The organism is Nonomuraea maheshkhaliensis, assembly GCF_039529435.1.
Classification (GTDB): Bacteria; Actinomycetota; Actinomycetes; order Streptosporangiales; family Streptosporangiaceae; genus Nonomuraea; species Nonomuraea maheshkhaliensis.
The window spans coordinates 1-18,516 of sequence record NZ_BAAAMU010000036.1 but is presented as its reverse complement, the minus strand read 5'-3'; the positions used below and the strand labels follow the sequence as shown (position 1 = coordinate 18,516).

At 71.9% G+C, this 18,516-nt stretch carries 18 protein-coding genes; 7 read left to right on the top strand and 11 right to left on the bottom strand.

Going from position 1 to position 18,516, the window contains the following annotated elements:
- Positions 1-40: 40 nt before the first annotated feature.
- The gene (locus ABFX54_RS24160; RefSeq protein ID WP_346108277.1) at positions 41-1,078 is read right to left on the bottom strand and encodes a polyprenyl synthetase family protein; all 1,038 of its coding nucleotides are present in this window, start codon (positions 1,076-1,078) and stop codon (positions 41-43) included.
- 404 nt (positions 1,079-1,482) lie between these two features.
- Between ABFX54_RS24160 and ABFX54_RS24155 the strand changes: the two genes are divergently transcribed.
- Complete coding sequence (locus ABFX54_RS24155) at positions 1,483-2,787, top strand: cytochrome P450 (RefSeq protein WP_346108275.1); 1,305 nt, start codon at positions 1,483-1,485, stop codon at positions 2,785-2,787.
- Entirely contained in the window at positions 2,784-4,400 is a 1,617-nt protein-coding gene (locus ABFX54_RS24150; protein ID WP_346108273.1) for a prenyltransferase/squalene oxidase repeat-containing protein, read from the top strand. The genes ABFX54_RS24155 and ABFX54_RS24150 overlap by 4 nt, the downstream gene beginning before the upstream one ends.
- On the opposite strand, the gene ABFX54_RS24145 is transcribed toward ABFX54_RS24150, so the two are convergent.
- On the bottom strand, positions 4,388-5,317 hold the full coding sequence (locus tag ABFX54_RS24145; protein ID WP_346108272.1) for a terpene synthase family protein: 930 nt from the start codon (positions 5,315-5,317) through the stop codon (positions 4,388-4,390). The genes ABFX54_RS24150 and ABFX54_RS24145 overlap by 13 nt on opposite strands.
- A gap of 335 nt (positions 5,318-5,652) precedes the next feature.
- On the opposite strand from ABFX54_RS24145, the gene ABFX54_RS24140 reads away from it, so the two are divergent.
- Genes ABFX54_RS24140 through ABFX54_RS24125 form a run of 4 tightly spaced genes read left to right on the top strand, consistent with a single transcriptional unit; the run spans position 5,653 to position 9,452 of the window.
- On the top strand, positions 5,653-8,094 hold the full coding sequence (locus ABFX54_RS24140; RefSeq protein WP_346108270.1) for a sensor histidine kinase: 2,442 nt from the start codon (positions 5,653-5,655) through the stop codon (positions 8,092-8,094).
- Positions 8,091-8,510, top strand: a complete 420-nt coding sequence (locus ABFX54_RS24135) for a roadblock/LC7 domain-containing protein (protein WP_346108268.1) — start codon at positions 8,091-8,093, stop codon at positions 8,508-8,510. Before ABFX54_RS24140 ends, ABFX54_RS24135 begins: the two co-directional genes overlap by 4 nt.
- The gene (locus ABFX54_RS24130; protein WP_346108267.1) at positions 8,507-8,884 is read left to right on the top strand and encodes a DUF742 domain-containing protein; all 378 of its coding nucleotides are present in this window, start codon (positions 8,507-8,509) and stop codon (positions 8,882-8,884) included. Before ABFX54_RS24135 ends, ABFX54_RS24130 begins: the two co-directional genes overlap by 4 nt.
- Positions 8,865-9,452, top strand: coding sequence for a GTP-binding protein (locus tag ABFX54_RS24125; RefSeq protein ID WP_346108266.1), 588 nt, complete (start codon positions 8,865-8,867; stop codon positions 9,450-9,452). The genes ABFX54_RS24130 and ABFX54_RS24125 overlap by 20 nt, the downstream gene beginning before the upstream one ends.
- A 123-nt stretch (positions 9,453-9,575) precedes the next feature.
- On the opposite strand, the gene ABFX54_RS24120 is transcribed toward ABFX54_RS24125, so the two are convergent.
- From ABFX54_RS24120 to ABFX54_RS24110, 3 genes are all read right to left on the bottom strand, one after another.
- A complete protein-coding gene (locus ABFX54_RS24120; protein WP_346108265.1) occupies positions 9,576-10,412 on the bottom strand; it encodes a maleylpyruvate isomerase N-terminal domain-containing protein in 837 nt (278 codons plus the stop codon).
- 21 nt (positions 10,413-10,433) lie between these two features.
- Entirely contained in the window at positions 10,434-11,471 is a 1,038-nt protein-coding gene (locus tag ABFX54_RS24115) for a S66 family peptidase (protein WP_346108263.1), read from the bottom strand.
- Between the two features lie 153 nt (positions 11,472-11,624).
- Positions 11,625-12,344: a DUF6882 domain-containing protein gene (locus ABFX54_RS24110; RefSeq protein WP_346108262.1), complete on the bottom strand. Its 720-nt coding sequence runs from the start codon at positions 12,342-12,344 to the stop codon at positions 11,625-11,627.
- A gap of 136 nt (positions 12,345-12,480) precedes the next feature.
- Between ABFX54_RS24110 and ABFX54_RS24105 the strand changes: the two genes are divergently transcribed.
- Entirely contained in the window at positions 12,481-13,041 is a 561-nt protein-coding gene (locus ABFX54_RS24105; protein WP_346108260.1) for a 2'-5' RNA ligase family protein, read from the top strand.
- Positions 13,042-13,131: 90 nt separating this feature from the next.
- On the opposite strand, the gene ABFX54_RS24100 is transcribed toward ABFX54_RS24105, so the two are convergent.
- From ABFX54_RS24100 to ABFX54_RS24075, 6 genes are all read right to left on the bottom strand, one after another.
- Complete coding sequence (locus tag ABFX54_RS24100; protein WP_346108258.1) at positions 13,132-13,857, bottom strand: TioE family transcriptional regulator; 726 nt, start codon at positions 13,855-13,857, stop codon at positions 13,132-13,134.
- Between the two features lie 90 nt (positions 13,858-13,947).
- Positions 13,948-14,097 (bottom strand): hypothetical protein, encoded by a 150-nt coding sequence (locus tag ABFX54_RS24095; protein ID WP_346108256.1) that lies wholly within the window; start codon positions 14,095-14,097, stop codon positions 13,948-13,950.
- Entirely contained in the window at positions 14,094-14,999 is a 906-nt protein-coding gene (locus tag ABFX54_RS24090; protein WP_346108254.1) for a hypothetical protein, read from the bottom strand. The genes ABFX54_RS24095 and ABFX54_RS24090 overlap by 4 nt, the downstream gene beginning before the upstream one ends.
- 28 nt (positions 15,000-15,027) lie before the next feature.
- Positions 15,028-15,165 carry a hypothetical protein gene (locus ABFX54_RS24085; RefSeq protein WP_346108252.1) on the bottom strand — a complete coding sequence of 46 codons (138 nt, stop codon included), beginning with the start codon at positions 15,163-15,165 and terminating at the stop codon, positions 15,028-15,030.
- 54 nt (positions 15,166-15,219) lie between these two features.
- Positions 15,220-17,730 (bottom strand): alpha-mannosidase, encoded by a 2,511-nt coding sequence (locus ABFX54_RS24080; protein ID WP_346108251.1) that lies wholly within the window; start codon positions 17,728-17,730, stop codon positions 15,220-15,222.
- 101 nt (positions 17,731-17,831) lie between these two features.
- Positions 17,832-18,416: a D-sedoheptulose-7-phosphate isomerase gene (locus ABFX54_RS24075; protein WP_346108249.1), complete on the bottom strand. Its 585-nt coding sequence runs from the start codon at positions 18,414-18,416 to the stop codon at positions 17,832-17,834.
- Between the last annotated feature and the right edge of the window lie 100 nt (positions 18,417-18,516).

Sequence of the window (18,516 nt, the reverse complement as noted above, 5' to 3'; positions counted from 1 at the left end):
GGCGGGACTCGACCGGGTCAGCCGGCCCGAAGGACCGGCGTCAGTTGACCCGGTGGACCAGGGAGTCGCACAGGGCGCGGAGCTCGCCGGCGTCCGGCAGGTGTTCGTCGATGACGCCGAGCGCGCTCTCCACGTACCGATCGGCCAGCGCCTGCGCCTTCTCCCGGCCGCCGGCCTCCTCCACTAGGTGGGCGGCATGCCGTACGGACTCCTCGTCCGTCGCCCCGGCCGCCAGCAGGGCGGACAGTTCGCGGGCGGCGGAACCCCCGTCGGCGAGGGCCGCCAGCACGGGGAGCGTCTTCTTGTCGCGCCGCAGATCGCTGTAGATGGGTTTGCCCGTCACGCGCGGATCGCCCCAGATGCCGAGCATGTCGTCCACGATCTGGAAGGCCACCCCGAGGTCGCGGCCCATGGCCCACATGGCGTCGGCCAGTTCCGGCGCCCCGCCCAGGGCCACGCCGGCCGCGGCGGCGGCGCCCAGGAGGCCGCCGGTCTTGCCCGCGGCCATCTCGGCGTACTCGTCGATGCCGACCTCGCCCGGCCCCTTCCACGGGCGGCTCTCGAAGGCCATGTCGGCGCTCTGCCCCTGGACCAGCTCGATCAGGGCGGCCGACAGGTACGGCATCGCCTCCGGCCGCCCGGCCAGCTGGCCGACCGCCAGCGCCAGCAGCGCGTCACCGGTGAGCAGCGCGGGGCCCACGCCGTACGCCTTCCACAGGGCGGCGCGGTGCCTGCGCAGCTCGTCGCGGTCGATGATGTCGTCGTGGGCCAGGGAGAACGCGTGCACCAGCTCCACCGCCACCGCGCCGGGCAGCGCGGACTCGGCGGGCGCCCCGACGGCCTCGGCGCTCAGCAGGGCGATGGCGGGCCGCACGCCCTTGCCACCGTCGCCACTGCTCCCACCGAATCCGTCGGCCTCGCCGCGCGGGCCGCCGTCGGTGTCGGACCGGCCCAGAGCGAACGCGGCCATACGCCCCCACCAGGGGTCGAGCACCGAGACGGCGTCCCTGAGGGCCGGGTCGAGGAGGCCACGACAGCGGGCCATGGTGGCCCCGCGCAACGGATGGCTGAGATTCAACTGGCGCTCCTACCCCGGGTACGATCTTGAATCTACATGCACAAGCATGTGATACTCCACCAGACGGTTGACTTTTGTCAGGAGATGTCCGTGATGTGAGACGGGCACCGTAAGCGATGGAGGGATCACAAGTGGCGTTCGGGGCTCATGCGACCAGGGTGTCCGCGAAGGCGCCCGCTGAGCCGGCCAGAGCCACTCGAGCCGCACCGCGACCCACCCTTCCCCCCATCTAGTTCAGACGCCGCCTCTCACCCATCAGACACGCAGGCATCACGGACGCCGACGCCCGCCGGCTCTCGTGTGCCATCGCATCCGGATCGGGGATCGCTGTCATGCCGCACGCCAAGGCAACCCGCACCAACAGACCTCACATCGTTCCCTCCCACCACGCCATTCCCAGGCTCGTGAGCGACCCGGTCACCGAGCTGGCCAGGATGGGCACCGACGCTTCCGGGCGGGTCGTCCGGCTCCACCTCGGGCCGTTCCGCCCGTACCTCATCTCGCACCCCGACCACGTCCAGCAGGTGCTCAAGACGGACTGGACCAACTTCGTCCGCGCGGGCGTCTTCTGGCGGCCGCTGCAGCGCCTGATCGGGCACAGCATCCTCGGTGAGGGCGAGAGCTGGGCGTCGGCGCGGAAGATCCTCCAGCCGCTGTTCACCGCCCGCTACACCGCCTCGCTGGCCGAGGACATGGCCGACACCATCGCCGCGCGCATCTCCGAGCTCGACGACTACTCGCGCGCGGGCCGGCCGATCGACCTTGAGCACCAGATGACCTCGATCGTCAACGACACCGTGATCAAGGTGCTGTTCGGCGGCCGGATCTCCCGTGACACCGCCGAACGGCTGGCGCCCGAGTTCGCCACCTGCGCGACCTCGATCGGCTTCCGCATGCTGCTCCCCTTCGCCCCGTACTCGATCAGGGTGCCCGGCGACCGCGCCTTCCTGCGGTCGGCGAAGAAGATCGACGAGATCGTCTACCCCCTCATCGAGCAGGCGCGGCACGAGAAGACCAGGAGCAAGGAGGTCGTCTCGGCGCTGCTCGCGGCCCGGCTGGAGAAGGAGGGCGAGGCCGACCTGCGGCAGGTGCGCGACGACCTGGTGAACATCTACGGCGCCGCCTCCGAGACCACGGCCATGTCGCTCATCTGGCTGTGGCAGGTGCTGCACGACCATCCCGGTGTGCGGGAGCGGCTGCAGGAGGAGGTGGACCGGGTGGTGGGCGACGATCCGGTACGCCCTTCGCACATCACCTCGATGCCCTACCTGCGCATGGTCCTCCAGGAGCTGCTGCGGGTCTATCCGAACGCCTGGGTCGTCCCCCGCCAGACGGTGGCGGACACGGAGATCGGCGGCGTGCCGATCAAGGCGGGGTCGCAGGTGCTGATCAGCCCGTACACGACCCACCGGCTGGAGGAGTTCTGGCCCCGGCCGCTGGAGTTCGACCCCGAGCGCTGGGCCGACGAGAAGGCCGCGCTCTCGCACCGGTACGCGTTCGTCCCCTTCGGGGTGGGCCCGCACGTCTGCCTCGGCCAGCACCTGTTCTACATCGAGGCGTCCCTGGTGATCGCCAACGTGATGAGCAGATTCCGGCCGGTCGTGGCCAATCCGCAACAGCTCAAGCCCGTACCGGGGGGAGCCACTTTGAGACCCAAGCAGAAGCTGTTCCTCCAGTTGCACCCGGCCGAGCGGACGCGTGCGGCGTGAGCGTCGGCGAGGCGGCGGACATCACCGCGGGTACGGACATCGCCGCGGAAGCGGGCGAACTGGTCACGAGCCTCATGCTGCGGCCATGGGGGCAGGTCTCGACCTCCGTGTACGAGACCGGCCGGCTCGTGTCGCTGGCCCCCTGGCTGACCGGGCATCGGGAACGCATCGACTACCTGATCCGCACGCAGCGCCAGGACGGCGCCTGGGGCGCGCCCGACGGGTACGGCGTGGTGCCGACACTGAGCGCCACCGAGGGCCTCCTGGCGGCACTGACGCGCGGTGACCTGGACGCCGGCCGCACAGGCCCGGCCGCGCTGACGCGCGCGGACCCGGAAACCGATCGCGCGAGCCTGGTTGGCGCGGTGGAGCGCGGCCTGCGCGTGCTCACCGCCTGGCTGGGCGGCCCTCTCGATCTGCCCGACATGCCGGCGATCGAGCACATCGTCCCCTCCCTGGTCGCCCGGATCAACCAGCGCGTCGAGGACTTACCCGGTCAGGCGCCGATCCCGCTGCCCGCGGCCATGAGCTACGACGCGCTCCACGTCGTCAGGTCGCGGGTCAGGTCCGGCAAGGAGGTGCCGGAGAAGCTGCTGCACGCCCTGGAGATCGCCTCCGACGCCGCCGCAGGGGCGCCCGGCATCCGGCCCACGCCGATCGGCAGCGTCGGCGCCTCACCCGCCGCGACCGCCGCGTGGCTCGGAGAGCACGGGGAACGCGGGGAGCGCGACACGCACGACCCGGCCCGCGGGCACCTGGAGGCGGTGGTCCGGCTGTATGGAGGCCCCGTGCCTGTGGGGCTGCCCATCACCGTGTTCGAGCGCGGCTGGGTGCTGAGCTGGCTGCTGCGGGCGGGGGTGGAGATCGAGGTGCCGCCGGAGATGGTGGCCGACATCAGGACGGCGATCGGCCCCGCCGGCACGCCCGCGGGACCCGGGTTGCCCGCCGACGCCGACACGACGTCCGTGGCGCTGTACGCGCTGGCGCTGCTGGACGCGCCGTACGAGCCGGACAGCCTGTGGGGGTTCCGGGCGGGCACCCACTTCTCCACCTGGCCCGGCGAGCAGGGCGTCTCGGTCAGTGTGAACGCGCACATCCTGGACGCCTTCGGCGAGTACGTCCGCCGCGTGCCCGCCGCCGCGCCGCGTTACGAGGCGGCCATCGGCGAGCTGGCCGGGTGGATCCGCGAACGCCAGCAGCCGGACGGGAGCTGGACGGACCGGTGGCACGCCTCCCCGTACTACGCGACCGTGAGCTGCGCGCTGGCGCTCGACGCCTTCGGCGGGGAGTCCGCGCGGGAGGCGGTGCGCGCGGCGGCCGAGTGGACGCTGCGGACCCAGCGGCCTGACGGCTCGTGGGGCCGCTGGGAGGGCACGGCGGAGGAGACCGCGTACGCGATCCAGATCCTGCTGCTGACCAGCGGACACGCCGACCCGCGGCGGCTGGAGGCGGCGGACCGCGGTCACGCGCACCTGTCGGGCCGGGCCGGCGAGCACCCGCCGCTCTGGCACGACAAGGACCTGTACGTGCCCACCGCCGTGGCCCGCGCCGCCGTCATCGCGTCGTCGCACCTCGTCCGGCGGGCACGGGCACAGGCGGTTCAGCCGCGATGAGCGTCCGCGTCGGCGGCGAGGTCCTGGACGGTGTACGCGTGCGTGTCCCTGGCCATGTACCAGCCGCCGCTGAAGAACACGCACCTGCGCTGCCCGTCGGCGACCCACTCCAGATCGGCGGGCAGGCCGGCCAGCGCCCGCGTGAAGTCCGCGTTGAGCTCGCGGATGTGCGCCGACACCTGCTCGACGGCCGCCTCGGTACGCAGGCCCGCGCGTTCGAGGATGAGGACCGCGTTCGGCTTGCCCTCGCTCCGCTCGCGCTCGAACGTCCTGACGTCGTTGGCCAGCCGCAGGCAGGCGGCGCCGAGCTCGGTGACCTGCCCGACGGTCTCCCAGGCGGCGGCGTCGGCGGGGCTCGGGCCGCAGATCCCGAGCGCCGCCAGCCACCACGTGTGATAGAGGAACGTGACGGTCGCGTTGGGCAGGTACTCCGTGTAGGCGGGCCACGGCTCGCCGCCCGTCGCCCAGACACTCTCCTGCGCCATGGCGGCGCCGGTGAGCTCCAGCTGCTCCGCCAGGAGCGGCGCGTACGCGGCGGCGGCGCCGTACCCGTGGAAGCGGTCGCACCACGTCTGCCAGGCGTGCAGGGCCTGCTCCATGGGCGTGCTCCCCGGCCCCGTCTCGATCCGCTCGCCGGCCAGGACGGAGGACAGCCGCCGGAACAGGGCCACGACGTCCTGGTGAGTCCACCCGCCCGCGACGTTGCCCGTGACGTTGCCCGTGACGTTGCCCGCGACGTTGTCCGTGATGTCGTCGACGCCGAACAGGATCGTGCTCAGGGCGCCCAGGTCGGCGATCTGCTCGCGCCGCGCCCCCGGGAACGTGGCCGCGGCCGACAGGCAGCTGAAGGCCAGCCGGCTTCCCGCGCTGTCTCCGTCGGCGAAAAGGGCGGTATAGGGACTCAGCAGACGGGCCACGTCAGGGGCGGAGTCTAGCGCGGCTCGAAGGATGCCGCCGCGGTCCTCCGGTGGCACGCCCGCCAGTTGATGTGACTGTTGAAGGAGCTGGTCAGCGAGGTCATTGTGGATGTGGAAATAAACGGAGGCAGGGTCGGTCACTTGCCGAGAATATCGTTTCTGACCCATTTTGGGGTGAATTTGACTAACTTGAGTCAATAGCCCGGCAAGTGTGATTACTGTTGCTTGAGAGACGCTTTGCCGGTGCGCTAGAGTCCCTTGATCGATATGATGTCCAGCGTCCCCGCACGTCAGGTGGCTGGCGTACAACATGTGACTTTCACCGGGTGGATATAATGCGCTTCCGCAAGACGCGGCTGCGGACCAAGATCACGGCCATGCTGCTCTCCCTGGCGGCCTTGTGGGTCTTCGCCGCGTGGGTCACCCTCCGTGAGGGCGTCAACCTCCTCTGGGTCTCCCAACTCGACAGCGCTGTGTCGGCCCCGAGCGACCCTTTGCTGTTCGCGCTGCAAAAAGAGCGTCGTATTTCGATGGTGCGGCTGAGCGAGAAGACCGCCCAATCTCGCAAAGAACTGGAAACGCAGCGTAAGCAGACCGACCGCTTCCACGCGGCTTTCCGGGAGTCGGCGAGCTCCAGCGTGGTGGATCTGGCTCTCGACGACCAGGGCGACGAGCGGCTCGCCCAGATGCTGACGCGGCTTGAGTCCCTCAAGGAGGTCCGTAAGGGCATCGACGCGGGCCGGTTCGACCAGGCGCGCACGTCGGACGCGTACGCCGACGTCATCGACCCCATCTACGGCCTCTACGGCTCGCTGGCGACGCTCGACGACAAGGAGCTCGCCGGAGACGTCCGCTCGCTGCTCGCCCTGAGCCGCGCCAGAGAGCTCCTCACCAGAGAGGACGCGCTGCTGGCCGGCGCGCTCGCCGACGGGCGGCTGACCCCCGCCACCCTGGCCGGCTTCTCCCAGATGGTGGGCTCCTGGCGGATCACCGCCGAACAGGCCGCGACCGACCTGCCCGACTTCGACCGGGCCGCCTACGACAAGCTGATCAAGGGACAGTCGGCCGTCCGGCTGCAGACCCTGGAGAAGCAGGTCATGGCCTACGACCAGAGCTCCCTGAGCCTGCCGTTCACCGCCGCGGAGTGGAAGTCGGCCACCGAGCGCTTCCTGACCGACTTCAACACCATGGTCCTCGACGCCGGTGACCGCGTGGTCGAGCGGACGGTGCCGGTCGCCGTCAACGTGATCGTCCGGCTGGTCCTGGCCGGCGGCCTCGGCCTCCTCGCGGTCATCGCCTCGATCATGCTGTCCATCACCACGGCCCGATCCCTGTTCGCCCAGCTGCAGAAGCTGCGCGACGCCGCCCACGAGCTGTCCGACGACCGCCTGCCCGGCATCGTCGAGCGCATCGGCCAGGGCGAGGAGGTCGACGTCGCCAAGGAGGCCCCCGCGCTCGACTTCGGTGACGACGAGATCGGCCAGGTGGGCCAGGCGTTCAACACCGTCCAGCGCACCGCCATCGGCGTCGCCGCCGAGCAGGCCGAGCTGCGCCGCAGCATCCGCGACATCCTGCTCAGCCTGGCCCGCAGGACGCAGGGCCTGGTGCACCGCCAGCTGACCGTCCTCGACGTGATGGAGCGCCGCGAGACCGACCCCGAGGAGCTCAAGGAGCTCTTCCGGCTCGACCACCTCGCCATCCGGATGCGGCGCAACGCGGAAAACCTCATCGTCCTGTCCGGCTCCGCGCCCGCCCGAACCTGGCGGCGCTCGGTCCCCATGGTCGACGTGGTCCGCGGCGCGCTGGCCGAGGTCGAGGACTACACGCGAGTCTCGCTCATGCCGATGGGCGACGTGGTGCTCGTCGGCCGGGCCGTCGGTGACGTGATCCACCTGCTCGCCGAGCTGATCGAGAACGCCGTGTCGTTCTCGCCCCCTTACACGAACGTGCAGGTCAGCGGGCAGCTCGTGGCCAACGGGTACGTGATCGAGATCGAGGACCGCGGCCTCGGTATGAAGCCCGAGGACCTGGAGGCGGCCAACGAGCGCATCGCGGACCCGCCGGAGTTCCGCATCACCGGCACCGCCCGGCTCGGCCTCTACGTGGTCAGCCAGCTCGCCAGGCGGCACGAGATCCAGGTCGTGCTGAAGGCGTCCCCGTACGGCGGCACGACGGTCGTCGTCCTGCTGCCGCAGGCGCTCGTCCAGCTCGACCCCACGCCCGAGCCGCACGACGGCGAAGGCCGCGACCGGCTGCCGCGCAGGCTGGCGGCGGTGGCGGCGGCGACCCGGCCGGCCTCGGCCGAGAACGTGCGCACGCTCAAGCCCGGCCGCCCCACGGCGGTGCCGCGTCCGGCGGCCACTCCTGAGAACGGGCCGGGGAGCAGGACGGACGGCAGGCCCGCGACCCGGCCGGAGCCCCGGCCGGTGTCGCGTCCCACCCCCGTGGCCGACCCCAAGCCGGCTCCAGAGCCGGCCCCACAGCCCGAGGGCGCTCCGGCGCCCGACCCGGAAACAGCGACAGAGAAGCCGGCCGACCCGGAGCAGCGACCTGTGGCCGAGTTCACCCCATCGGGGCTACCGTTGCGCGTGCCCCAGGCCAACCTGGCGCCAGCGCTGCGTGACGACACGCCCACGCAGCCCGACCTCGAGGAGGACGATGACGAGCGCTCGCCGGAGGAGATCCGCGCGATGATGGGATCTCTGCAGTCAGGCACCCGTCTGGGCCGCACCCGCGCGGCCGAGATGATGGACGAGCAGCCCGGAGGTGAAGCATGACCCCGTCAACGGGAACCGACCTCAACTGGCTGCTCGACGACCTGGTCGGCCGGATCAAGGAGACCGAGCACGCCATCGTGCTGTCGTCGGACGGACTGCTCATGGCCTCCTCAGCGGGCCTGCAGCGGACCGACGGCGAGCACCTGTCCGCCGTGGCCTCAGGGCTGCAGAGCCTGGCCAAGGGAGTCTCCGAGCACATCTCCGGCGGCGAGGTGCGGCAGACGGTCGTCGAGTGGAAGAACCAGTTCCTCATCGTGACCACCGCGGGCGAGCGGGCCTGCCTGGCCGTGCTGTGCGCGCAGAACGCCGACATCGGGCTGGTCGCGTACGAGATGGCGATGCTGGTGGCCCGGGTGGGCCAATACCTGACCTCGGGGGCCCGCAACGCCGAGGCCATCGCCAGGAGCGACCGGTGAGAGGCGCCGACGAGCCCACGGACGAGCACTGGGTGGATCCGGAGATCATCCGGCCCTATGTCGTCACGCGCGGCCGTACCCAGCCGGCCCACGGCAGGTTCGACCTGATCTCCATGGCGCTGGCGGTGGGCCCTCCACCCGGGCCGGACGCGGGGCTCGATCCCGAGCACCTGCGGATCATCCAGCTCTGCCGCGAGCCCAAGTCCGTCGCCGAGATAGCCGCCTACCTGGACCTGCCGGCCGGCACGATCCGGGTGCTGCTCGGCGACCTGTTCGACCGTGAACTCGTCTCCGCGCAGGAACCACGATCCGAGGTGGACATGCACGACATGAAGATGTACAGGGCGGTGCTCGATGGTCTTCGCTCGCTCTGAGCGTCCGCGCCTGCCGACGGCGATCAAGATCCTGATCGCGGGTGGGTTCGGCGCGGGCAAGACGACCATGGTGGGCGCCGTCTCCGAGACCCGGCCGCTGCGCACCGAGGAGGTGCTGACCGACCGCGGCATCGGCGTCGACGACCTCACGTCCGTCGAGGCCAAGCGGACCACCACCGTGGCGATGGACTTCGGCCGCATCACGCTGGGCAGCGACTACGTCCTGTACCTGTTCGGCACGCCAGGGCAGGAGCGGTTCTGGTTCGTGTGGGACGAGCTGGCCGAGGGCTCTCTGGGCGCGGTCATCCTGGCCGACACCCGGCGGCTGGCCGACTGCTTCCCGTCGGTCGACTACTTCGAGCGGCGCGGGACGCCGTTCGTGGTGGCGGTCAACTGCTTCGAGGGGGCGCCGACGTTCGAGCTGGACGAGGTACGCCTGGCGCTGCAGCTCAGCCCGTCCGTTCCGATCATCATGTGTGACGCGAGGAAGCGCGAGTCGAGCCGTGAGGTGCTGATCGCGCTGGTCAAGCACTCGGCGCGGCTGCGTGCCGAGCCGGTCGGCAGCTGATCTCCCGGGGCCTGGGAGCGCTCGGAAGAGCGTTCCCAGGCTTTTCTGTCCGGCCGGGCCTTGCGTTCGGCCGGGGCCTTGCCGGGCTCGCGCGCAGGCCGGGCTTTCGGGCTCGGGGTCGGCTCAGGCGACGACGGCGAGGAGTGTCGTCATCGCGGCCGTGAGCTCGGGGTCGCCGCTCGGCGTGGAACGCTCGCGTGCCTCCTCCACGGTGATGCCCCTGCTCGCCAGCCGCCAGAACACGTCCTGGTCCATCGAGACCCGCGCGGCCGGCTCACCCGCGTCCTCCGCCATGCGCCAGCGGCCGTCGCGCCGCACCGCGCTCCACCGTCCACCGGCCGGCCCCAGCACCTCCAGCTCGGCCGTCGTCCCGTCGGGCCGCTCGATCGTGCGCAGGGTGTGCGGCAGGGCGCGGGCGAAGAGGTACGGCACCGGCGCCATGAGCTCCGGCTGGGTGGCTCCCGGCATGGACACGGCGTCGCGGATCTGCTGCTGGTGCACCCAGAACTCGGTGTACTCGCGGCCGATGTCGAGCCACGTGGGGCTGTCGACGTCGGCGGCGGCCCAGGACACGTTCAGGCCGGCCGGTGACTCCAGGTCGCGTGCCGCCCAGACGGCGTCGAGCTGGGGCCCGAGATGCTCCAGCAGCTCGATCAGCAGCCGCGGGCTGAGCTGGCGGGTGGCCGCGACGAACTCCCCGTTCGTCCGCGCGAGGTAGGCGGGCAGCGTCTCGTCGTCGGCGAAGACGGCGCCCGCGTAGCCGTCGCGGCCGCCCGACAGGCGCCGCAGATAGTCGTTGAGCACATGTCCGGCGATGTCGTGCACGTCCCAGCCCGGGCAGATCGTCTCCTTCGACCAGTCCCCCGGGCCGAGAGCGCGCAGCAGGCCGAGCAGGGCCTGCCGTTCGCGCGGGAACAGGGGGCGGACGTCGATGGCGGGGCCGAAGATCGTCATTTTCATGGTTCTCCCGGGTGGCGGTGCTCAGTAGCGCACGGTGACGCGGCCGGCTGCTGGGGCGACGGTGACGGTGCCGCCGTACGGAACGACCAGCTGCGGGTCCGTGTGCCCGATGTCCACGTTGAAGACCAGTGGAATGTCCGGGTTGTACTCGGTGAACGCCCTCAGCACGGCTTCCCGCTGGGCGGCGATGTACTCGGCCTTGCGCTCGGGCGTCGGCCGCCTGTCCATCGACCACGCCTTGGGCCGGCCGACGACGGCGGCGCCGAAGTGCTGGAGCAGGCCGCGCTCGCCCATGGCCATGACCACGCGGTACACGTAATTCGCGTCGGGGAGCTCCTCCGAGGTCTCCAGGAACAGCACGCAGCCGTCGTACGTGGCGGGCGGCCTGATGTGGGTGCCGACGCGCAGGTTCCAGTCGACGATCTCCAGGCAGCCGCCCCACGAAGGGCCGGTCACTTCATGGCTCGGGCCGTGCCACTGCCAGCCGTCGCCGGGGAACAGCTCGGGCTCGCTCAGCAGCGTCTCCGGGTCGCCCCAGTCGCGGTCGACGTCGCTGTAACCCGTCGCGGGACGCAGCTCGTACTCGTCGTGGGTGAACAGCGCGGCCCGCAGGGCCTCTTCGGTCTGCGCGTGCATCGCGCCGCCGCGGCCGAAGGCGGTCATGATCGCGCCGCCGTAGTAGGAGACGATGCCGAGGTTCCACAGGTAGTTGCACAGGTTGGTGTTGTCGCTGAGGCCGAAGAACGGCTTCGGGTTCGCGCGCAGGACGTCGGGGTCGAGGTGACGCAGCACCTTGATCTGGTCCTCGCCGCCGATGGCGGTCAGCACGGCCTTGATCGACGGATCGGCGAAGGCCGCGTTGACGTCGGCGGCGCGCGCGGCCGGGGAGGCGCCGAGCACTCGGGTGGTCGGGTATTCGACCGGAACGAGCCCGAAGTCCTTCTCCAGGCGGGACAGGCCCAGCTCGTACGGGGCGGGGAAGATGGCGGGCAGCCCGGCGGCCGGGGACAGGATCGCGACTCCGTCACCGGGCGCCGGTTTGTCGGGGTAGGCCAGCATGCGGAGCAAGTTACCCGAGCCCCTTGACCCCGGCCACGGCTTTTCCACCGGGGTTGTCAGAGCGGCGCCGCTGCCGGGGACGCTGACGCCGGGAGTGGCGTCAGCCGCGGTCCGGGGACGGCAGGCTGGTGTCGACGTCGGGATGGGGCGGACTCAGCCACCATTCGCGGACGACAGATTGGCGTTGATGTGGGCGATCCGCCCCAGCCCGTCGAAGTCCACCACCGCCGACAGGCCGGGCCCGGAGAGCGTGGCCTGGTCACCGTCGAACCTCACGCCGAGGCCCCGGTGCTTGGCGTAGCTGTGGACCACCCGCCGGTGGTCCGACAGGCGCAGGCCGGCGAGCGCCTGCTGCATGACCCGCATGACGCGGACCGACTCGATCGCAGGCAGGTGGAAGTCGGGGTGCTCCACCAGGAAGGCCGCGCGCGTGCCGCCGCCCGCGTCGCCGTTGTACGAGGTCCAGAGGCCGGTCACCGCCTTGGCCGCCTCAGTCATCAGCCCGGCGACGAGATGCGGCTCCGTGGGCGAGCCCGGCAGCGCACTGAACGGGACCTCCGCCGAGGCCAGCTCCGGGATGCCGTGCTGGAGCCCGAAGTCACGCAATTTCGCGGCCGTCGCCGCGACCTCGGGCGGGAAACCGGACGGGTTCGCCCACGCCCACAACCACGAGCCCGGGCCGGGGGCGGCGCTGCCGAGCAGGTGGAAGGCGGTGCACGTGCGAGGCCGCGCCCCGGTGAACTCGAAACGCTGCGCCTGGAGGTCCACATGCCAGCTGTGCTCGGCCAGGACTTCTTCCAGATGCAGCTGGTGTTCCAGGGAGATCAGGGCGGCGTCGTCGAGAAGGTCGGTGAAAGTCAGCGAATTCTGCACCCCCGGGAGACTATTAGGTCACCCCCGAATCCAGTGCCGCCTTTCCCGAAATATCCGAAAAGCGGGGCAGTGCGGGGCTCCGGGGGCGGGGGCAGAGGTGAGAACGTGCGGGTGCGGTGCGGGCTGAGGAGGAGCGATGGTGGAACGGCGTGACGTGGGCGAGGGTGCGGGTGTGGGGAGCTTGGCGAGTGGTGGGGAGCGGAAGGCGGCGTGTCGGGCCGGGGATACGGCGCTGGTGGTGACGGTGCCGGAGGCGGAGGCGCTGGTGGGGCGGTGGCGGGAGCGCGAGGACGGCATCCCGGCGCATGTGACCGTGCTGGTGCCGTTCCTGCACACGAGCCGGATCGACGACAGCGTGCGGGCCGACCTGCGGGCGCTGTTCCGGCTGCATCCGGCCGTGGACGTCGGTTTCCGGCGGGTCGGGCGCTTTCCCGAGGTCGTCTACCTGGCGCCGGAGCCCGCCGAGCCGTTCGTACGGCTGACGGAGGCGGTCGTGGCGCGCTGGCCGGAGACGCCTCCGTACGGCGGGGCGTACGACACGATCATCCCGCACCTGACCCTGGGGCGCGCCGGCGTGGTGGAGGAGTCGGCCCTGGACGGGGAGTTGCCGCTGACGTCCCGGGCGCGGGCCGTGACGCTGCTGGTGCGCGTGGGCGGCGAGCGCTGGACGGAGGGCGAGGTGTTCCCGCTCGCCTGACGCCGACGCCCGGCGCACAGCGGGTCGTTCCGTCTCCTCGGGATCGCTCCGGCTCCCCGGCTCGCCACCGCTTGCTCAGGTTCGTGCCGGTTACTCCGGTTCGCTTCGGTCAGCGCCGGGGGCGCGGGCGTTCAGGTACGCGTGGAGTTCGGCGGCGCCGCGCAGCATCGCGCGGCCGCGGGCCGACAGCCGCTCGTGCCAGTCGTTCAGGGCGCTCTCCAAGGGCGCGAGACCGCCGGCCGCGCGGACCTGGGCGAGCAGCAGCGCGATCTGCTCCAGCGGGTAGCCGCCCCTTCTGAGCTGGTGCGCGAGCTGCGCGTCCCGTACGTCGGCGGCCGAGTAGACGCGGTAGCCCGTCTGCCGATCGCGGCGCGGCGTGACCAGCCCGGCCCGTTCCCACTTGCGCAGGGTCGCGGGCCGGATGCCGAGCCGGACGGCCAGCGGGCCGATGAACGTGCCGGCGACCGGTGACGGGTCCGGCGGTTCCAGGGCACGCAGGGCCTGTTCGACGGCCCGGAGCGTGCGGCGGTCGTCGAGCAGCTGGGCGTGGCTCTCGTCGATCAGCCGCAGCGCCTCCTCCTCCGCGTCCCGGTGCACGGCGTACATGATCGACGTGGCGGTCCGGTGTCCGTGGGCGGGCACGAGGGCGAGGAACGCGCCCAAGGCCCGGGAGTGCAGGCGGGTGTAGGTGCGGTAGCCGTACTCGGTGCGGGCGGCGGGCGGCAGGATGCCCGCGTCCTCGTAGTTGCGGACCGCCTGGGTCGACAGACCGTGCTCCCGCGCCAGATCCACCGGCCGGAGTCGCGCACCGGGCATCGAGCGCCTTTCCGTGTTGACGGGGTGCTCAGATTACCCGGTCGCTACGCGCGGCCCCCCGAGTCGGGCGGTCGGTCGCCGGCGAAGCGCTCACCAGCGATCCCGAGCCGCCACCGACGTCTCGGCGAGCACCTGTTCGCAGGCCAGCAGCAGCACCCCCGCGCTCCAGGCGTGCGACAGCGTCAGGTACATGCCCTTCGGCTGGAAGCAGTCCGTCTGGTAGTGCCGTTCGGTGATCATGCCGCGGGAGGCGTTGAGGTCGCCGTCGGTGGCGGGCAGAAGCTGGCGGAAGCAGGCGAGCGTCTCGTGGGCCCGCTCGGCGTAGTACGGGTCTCCGAGCGCCCCCGGCAGCTCGACCGGCTCGGCGGTGCACACCAGCCCGTACGCAGGCCGTGCTCCAGGAGCGCGGTCGCCCAGGGGATGCCGCTGACCCAGCCGACGTGCATGGCCTGCCGGTCCACCCGCTCGCCGTCGCCCCCGCTGATCTCGCGGTCGGACCCGACCGTCTCCAGCAGTACGCCGGGCTCGGGGTCGCAGTGCCAGCGGTACAGGCCCTCGGCCGCGATGTCGGCCGCCTCCGCGACGTCCGCCCAGGGTTCGACGGGCGCGGCCGACAGACGCAGCTCACGGTCCTCGCGCAGCAGCGGCGCGTACGCGTGCCGGTCGGCGGGCAGCGCGCACGTGGCGACCGTCAGGACGTGCGACTCCCCCGGCCGCCGCACGTGCACGGCGGCCTCGGCGGGCCTGGCCAGGGCGGATCCGTAGTAGGTCACCGGATACTCCTGGTACGGGAACAGCAGCGAGATCGTCGCCGTCCCCGCCGCATGATCGATGGTCGGCCCGTCCAGGCTGGACGCCGACTCCGCGTGGCCGATGGCCGAGCCGGTCGAGCCGAGCGCTCCCTCTGTGTGATCGATGGCCAGGCCGGTCGGGCCGAGGGACGAGCGCTCGTTCGCGATCAGCGCGGCACCGCCCCTGTCGCCCCAGGCCAGCACGGCCGGTGTGGCGGCCCGGTCGGCGCGGAAGCCCCAGCGGGCCGAGACCAGTTCCTCCGGCCGGTCGGCCCCGTCTCGAAGCGTGGAAAGATCCGCCGGCAGGCAGCGGGCCGGTTCTCGCCGTAGAACAGGCCCGGGATCAGCCACCACGGGTCGCCGGCGGCCACGGACCTGCTCACGCGCACAGTGCCCGCGGCCGGCTCGGCGCCGTCGTACCGAGGTCGAGGGTCAGGTCGCGGCGGCCGGTCGGGAGCCGCTCGCCCCAGCGCCAGGCGACGCTCCACGTGCCCTCGCCCAGCACCTCCACGGTCACCGCGCCCCCGTCGGGGTCGGTGATCGCCAGCGGGCTCGCCGCCGCCCGCGACGATCACCACGGTTCCACCGTGAACGCGCCCTTGCGCTCGTTCAGCTCGATCAGGTCCGTCTCGACGGCGGCGAGCGGGTCGGCGAGCGGGATCCGGAACGTGCGGATCTGGCTCGGCCCGAAGTCGGCCGTCAGCCGGATGCCGGCCATCGGGATGTTCAGGGTCGCGACCGCGGCCTCGCCGGTGCTCTCGACGGCGCGCACCACGAGATCGCCGGGCGCGTCCTCGTGCAGCTTGACCGCCGTGACCATGACCTGGCCGCCGCCGTCGTCCAGGTAACCGCGCGAGGACGGCAGCGGGCCGTCGTGGAAGCTCTCCAGCATCGCCCGCACCGGCGAGCCGAGCAGGGCGGCGCGCCGGGTTAGCGCGGCCGCGCGCCAGTCGCCCGCGTGCGGCACCAGCAGGTACGAGAACCGCTGCGTCCCCTGGTCCTGGTAGGAGTAGAAGCCGTCGGGGTCGAGCAGCCGAGGGTCGTGCCAGGCGTAGACCGGGCTGCGCACGGCGGTGATGCCGATGCTGTGACTGCGGCTGTGGCTGGGACCGGGGCCGGGCGGGGAGACGTCGTAGCCGTGCTTGGCGTTGTTCACCACGGCCAGCCCCGCGCGCCTGCCGTTCACGGTCCCCGACAGGTTCACCCACGACTGGGCGGGCTCCTCCGCCCCGTCGATCGGCCGGTCGAGGTGCGCGAAGGGGATCTCGTACGTGGCCACCGGGCTCTCCAGCCCGACCGGGAAGCGCAGCTTCATCAGGTGCGCCTGCTCCCGCCAGTCGAGCGTGACCCGCACCTCGACGGCGTCGTCGTCGCCCGCGCCCAGGATGAACTCCTCGGCCATGGTGGAGCGGCCCCACTCGCGTTCGACGCGGATGCGGGCGCGCAGCGGACCCTCCTCGCGCAGCACGATGTCGGTCGTGGTCATCGCCGCGCCCGGCCAGTCGTAGGAGACGACGCGGTGGCCCCACGTGTCGGTCGGGTCTTCGCAGATCTGCGTGTGCTCGCCCGCCGCCCCGGCCACCAGGTCCACGCCGGTGCGCTTGTCGACCAGGCTGGACAGCCAGCCCGTGAGGGGGTCGAGCTCCAGGCGCAGGACGTCGTTCTCCAGATGGTGCCGCGAGGCGGACAGCGAGGCGGACAGCGAGGCGGACAGCGAGGCGGACAGCGTGCCGGTGGCGTGGGCGGCCGGGCCCTGGCGCAGCCGGTAGAGGCGGTAGCCGAGGGCGGGCAGCTCGGCCTGGAACACGGTGGCACCGCGACCCTTGTCGTCGGTGGTGGCGACCGACTGGGTGCGCTGGCAGGGCACGTCGGCGCCGTCGGCGTCCACGACGTGCACGCCGCTGGGGGCCAGGCCGTACTGCAGCTCGACCCTGGTGCTGACCGGCCACGGGTGCGGGTTGAAGACGACGACCGGCTGGGTGCCGGTCTCCTCGGGCACGCACACGTCGCGGGCGATCACGTTGTGCGCCCCGGTGATGATCCGCTTGGAGATCGCCACCGCCTCGCCGAGCTGGTCGCGGGCGTCGTCGTAGGCGGGCTCGATGGCCGAGCCCGGCAGCACGTCGTGGAACTGGTTGAACAGCACCTGCTTCCAGGCCCCTTCCAGGTCGGCGCGGGCGTCGTGGCCGGCGACGGCGGCCCAGCGCTCGGCCGACAGCACCGCCGCCTGCGCCCTGCGCTGCCATGCCTTGATCCCGGAGTGGGACGAGTAGCAGCCGGCCGCGTGGTGCTGCAGGTCGTCGCGCCACACCGGCAGCTCGGCCAGGCCCTGCTCGCCGAGCCGCTTGACCATCTCGTCGAAGTAGCGGCGCGGGGAGGACATCGTCAGCTCCCCGAACGTGCCCATCCGGTCGTAGCGGTGGATGGACTCGATGTTGGCCTTGGTGGGGCCGCCGCCGTGATTGCCGACGCCGTAGAAGACCATCAGATCGCCGAGCGAGCGGTCGAGCTGGCCGAGCGCCTTCTCGGTCTGTCCCGCGACCTCGCCGGGCGGGCTGCAGTATTCGAACGGGATGCGGTAGGCCAGCACCCGGCTGCCGTCGGGCGACTCCCACCAGAACATGGTGCCGGGCAGGTCGCTCTCGTGCGGCCCCGGGCGCAGGAAGCAGTAGGAGTCCATGCCCTGGCCGCGCAGGATGGCCGGAAGCATGGCGTTGTGGCCGAACGGGTCCACGTTCATCCCGACCGAGGCCGTGACGCCGAACTTCTCCTTGAGGTAGCGCTGGCCGTACAGGCCCTGGCGGACGAACGACTCCCCCGACGGCATGTTGCAGTCGGGCTCCACCCACCAGCCGCCGGTCATGACCCAGCGGCCCTCCGCCACCCGCTCTCCGATCCGGGCGAACAGTTCGGGGTCGGACTCCTCCACCCACGACAGCAGCACGACCTGGTCGCAGGTGAAGACGAAGTCGGGGTACTCGTCCATGCGGTGGATCGCCGACCAGAACGTGGCCCGCGCCTCCTGGTAGCCCTCCTGCCACGGCCACAGCCACACGGGGTCGAGGTGGGCGTTGCCGATCATGTGCAGGGTACGGCCAGGGCTGGCGGCCGGGCGTGGGGCCGCCGGAAGGCCGGAGGGCCGGCCGCCGGAGGGGGCGTTCGACATGGGGGCGGGGCGCCTGGTCACGCTGCCGCCCAGACGTCGAGCTGCTCGCTGATCATGTGCAGCATCAGTGTGTGGATCTCCTGGATGCGGGGGGTCTCTGAGCTGGGGGCGAGGAGGAGGTGGTCGGCGTACTTGGCGGCGGTGCCGCCGTCGCCGCCGCCGAACAGTACCGTCACCGCGCCCTTGCTCCGCGCGGCGTCGAGTGCGGTGACCACGCTGGGCGAGTTTCCGCTGGTGGTGAAGGCGGCCACGACGTCGCCCCGGCGGGCCAGCGCCTGGACCTGCCGGGCGAAGACGTCCTCGTAGGCGTAGTCGTTGGCGATGCACGTCATGACCGTGGCGTCGGTCGTGAGCGTCACCGCGGGCAGCGGGCGCCGGTCGCGCTTGTAGTGGCCGACCAGCTCGCCGGTGAGGTGCTGGGCGTCGGCCGCGCTGCCGCCGTTGCCCAGCGTGTAGAGGGTGCCGCCGTGGGCGAAGGCGTCGATGAGCAGGTCCGCCGCGGCCTCGACGGCGGGCATGAGCGCCGCCATGCCGCGGGCGGCGGCGAGGTGGCCTTCGACGTGGCCGGCGAGCAGCTCGGACATCGGCTGAAGTTCAGGCATGGATCTTTCCTGAGAGAAGTGCGGGTCTCAGCCCGAGGTTCCTGGGACGGCGTCTGGGACGGTTGCGGCGAGGAGGGGGGGGGGGTCAGGGCGGGGGCCC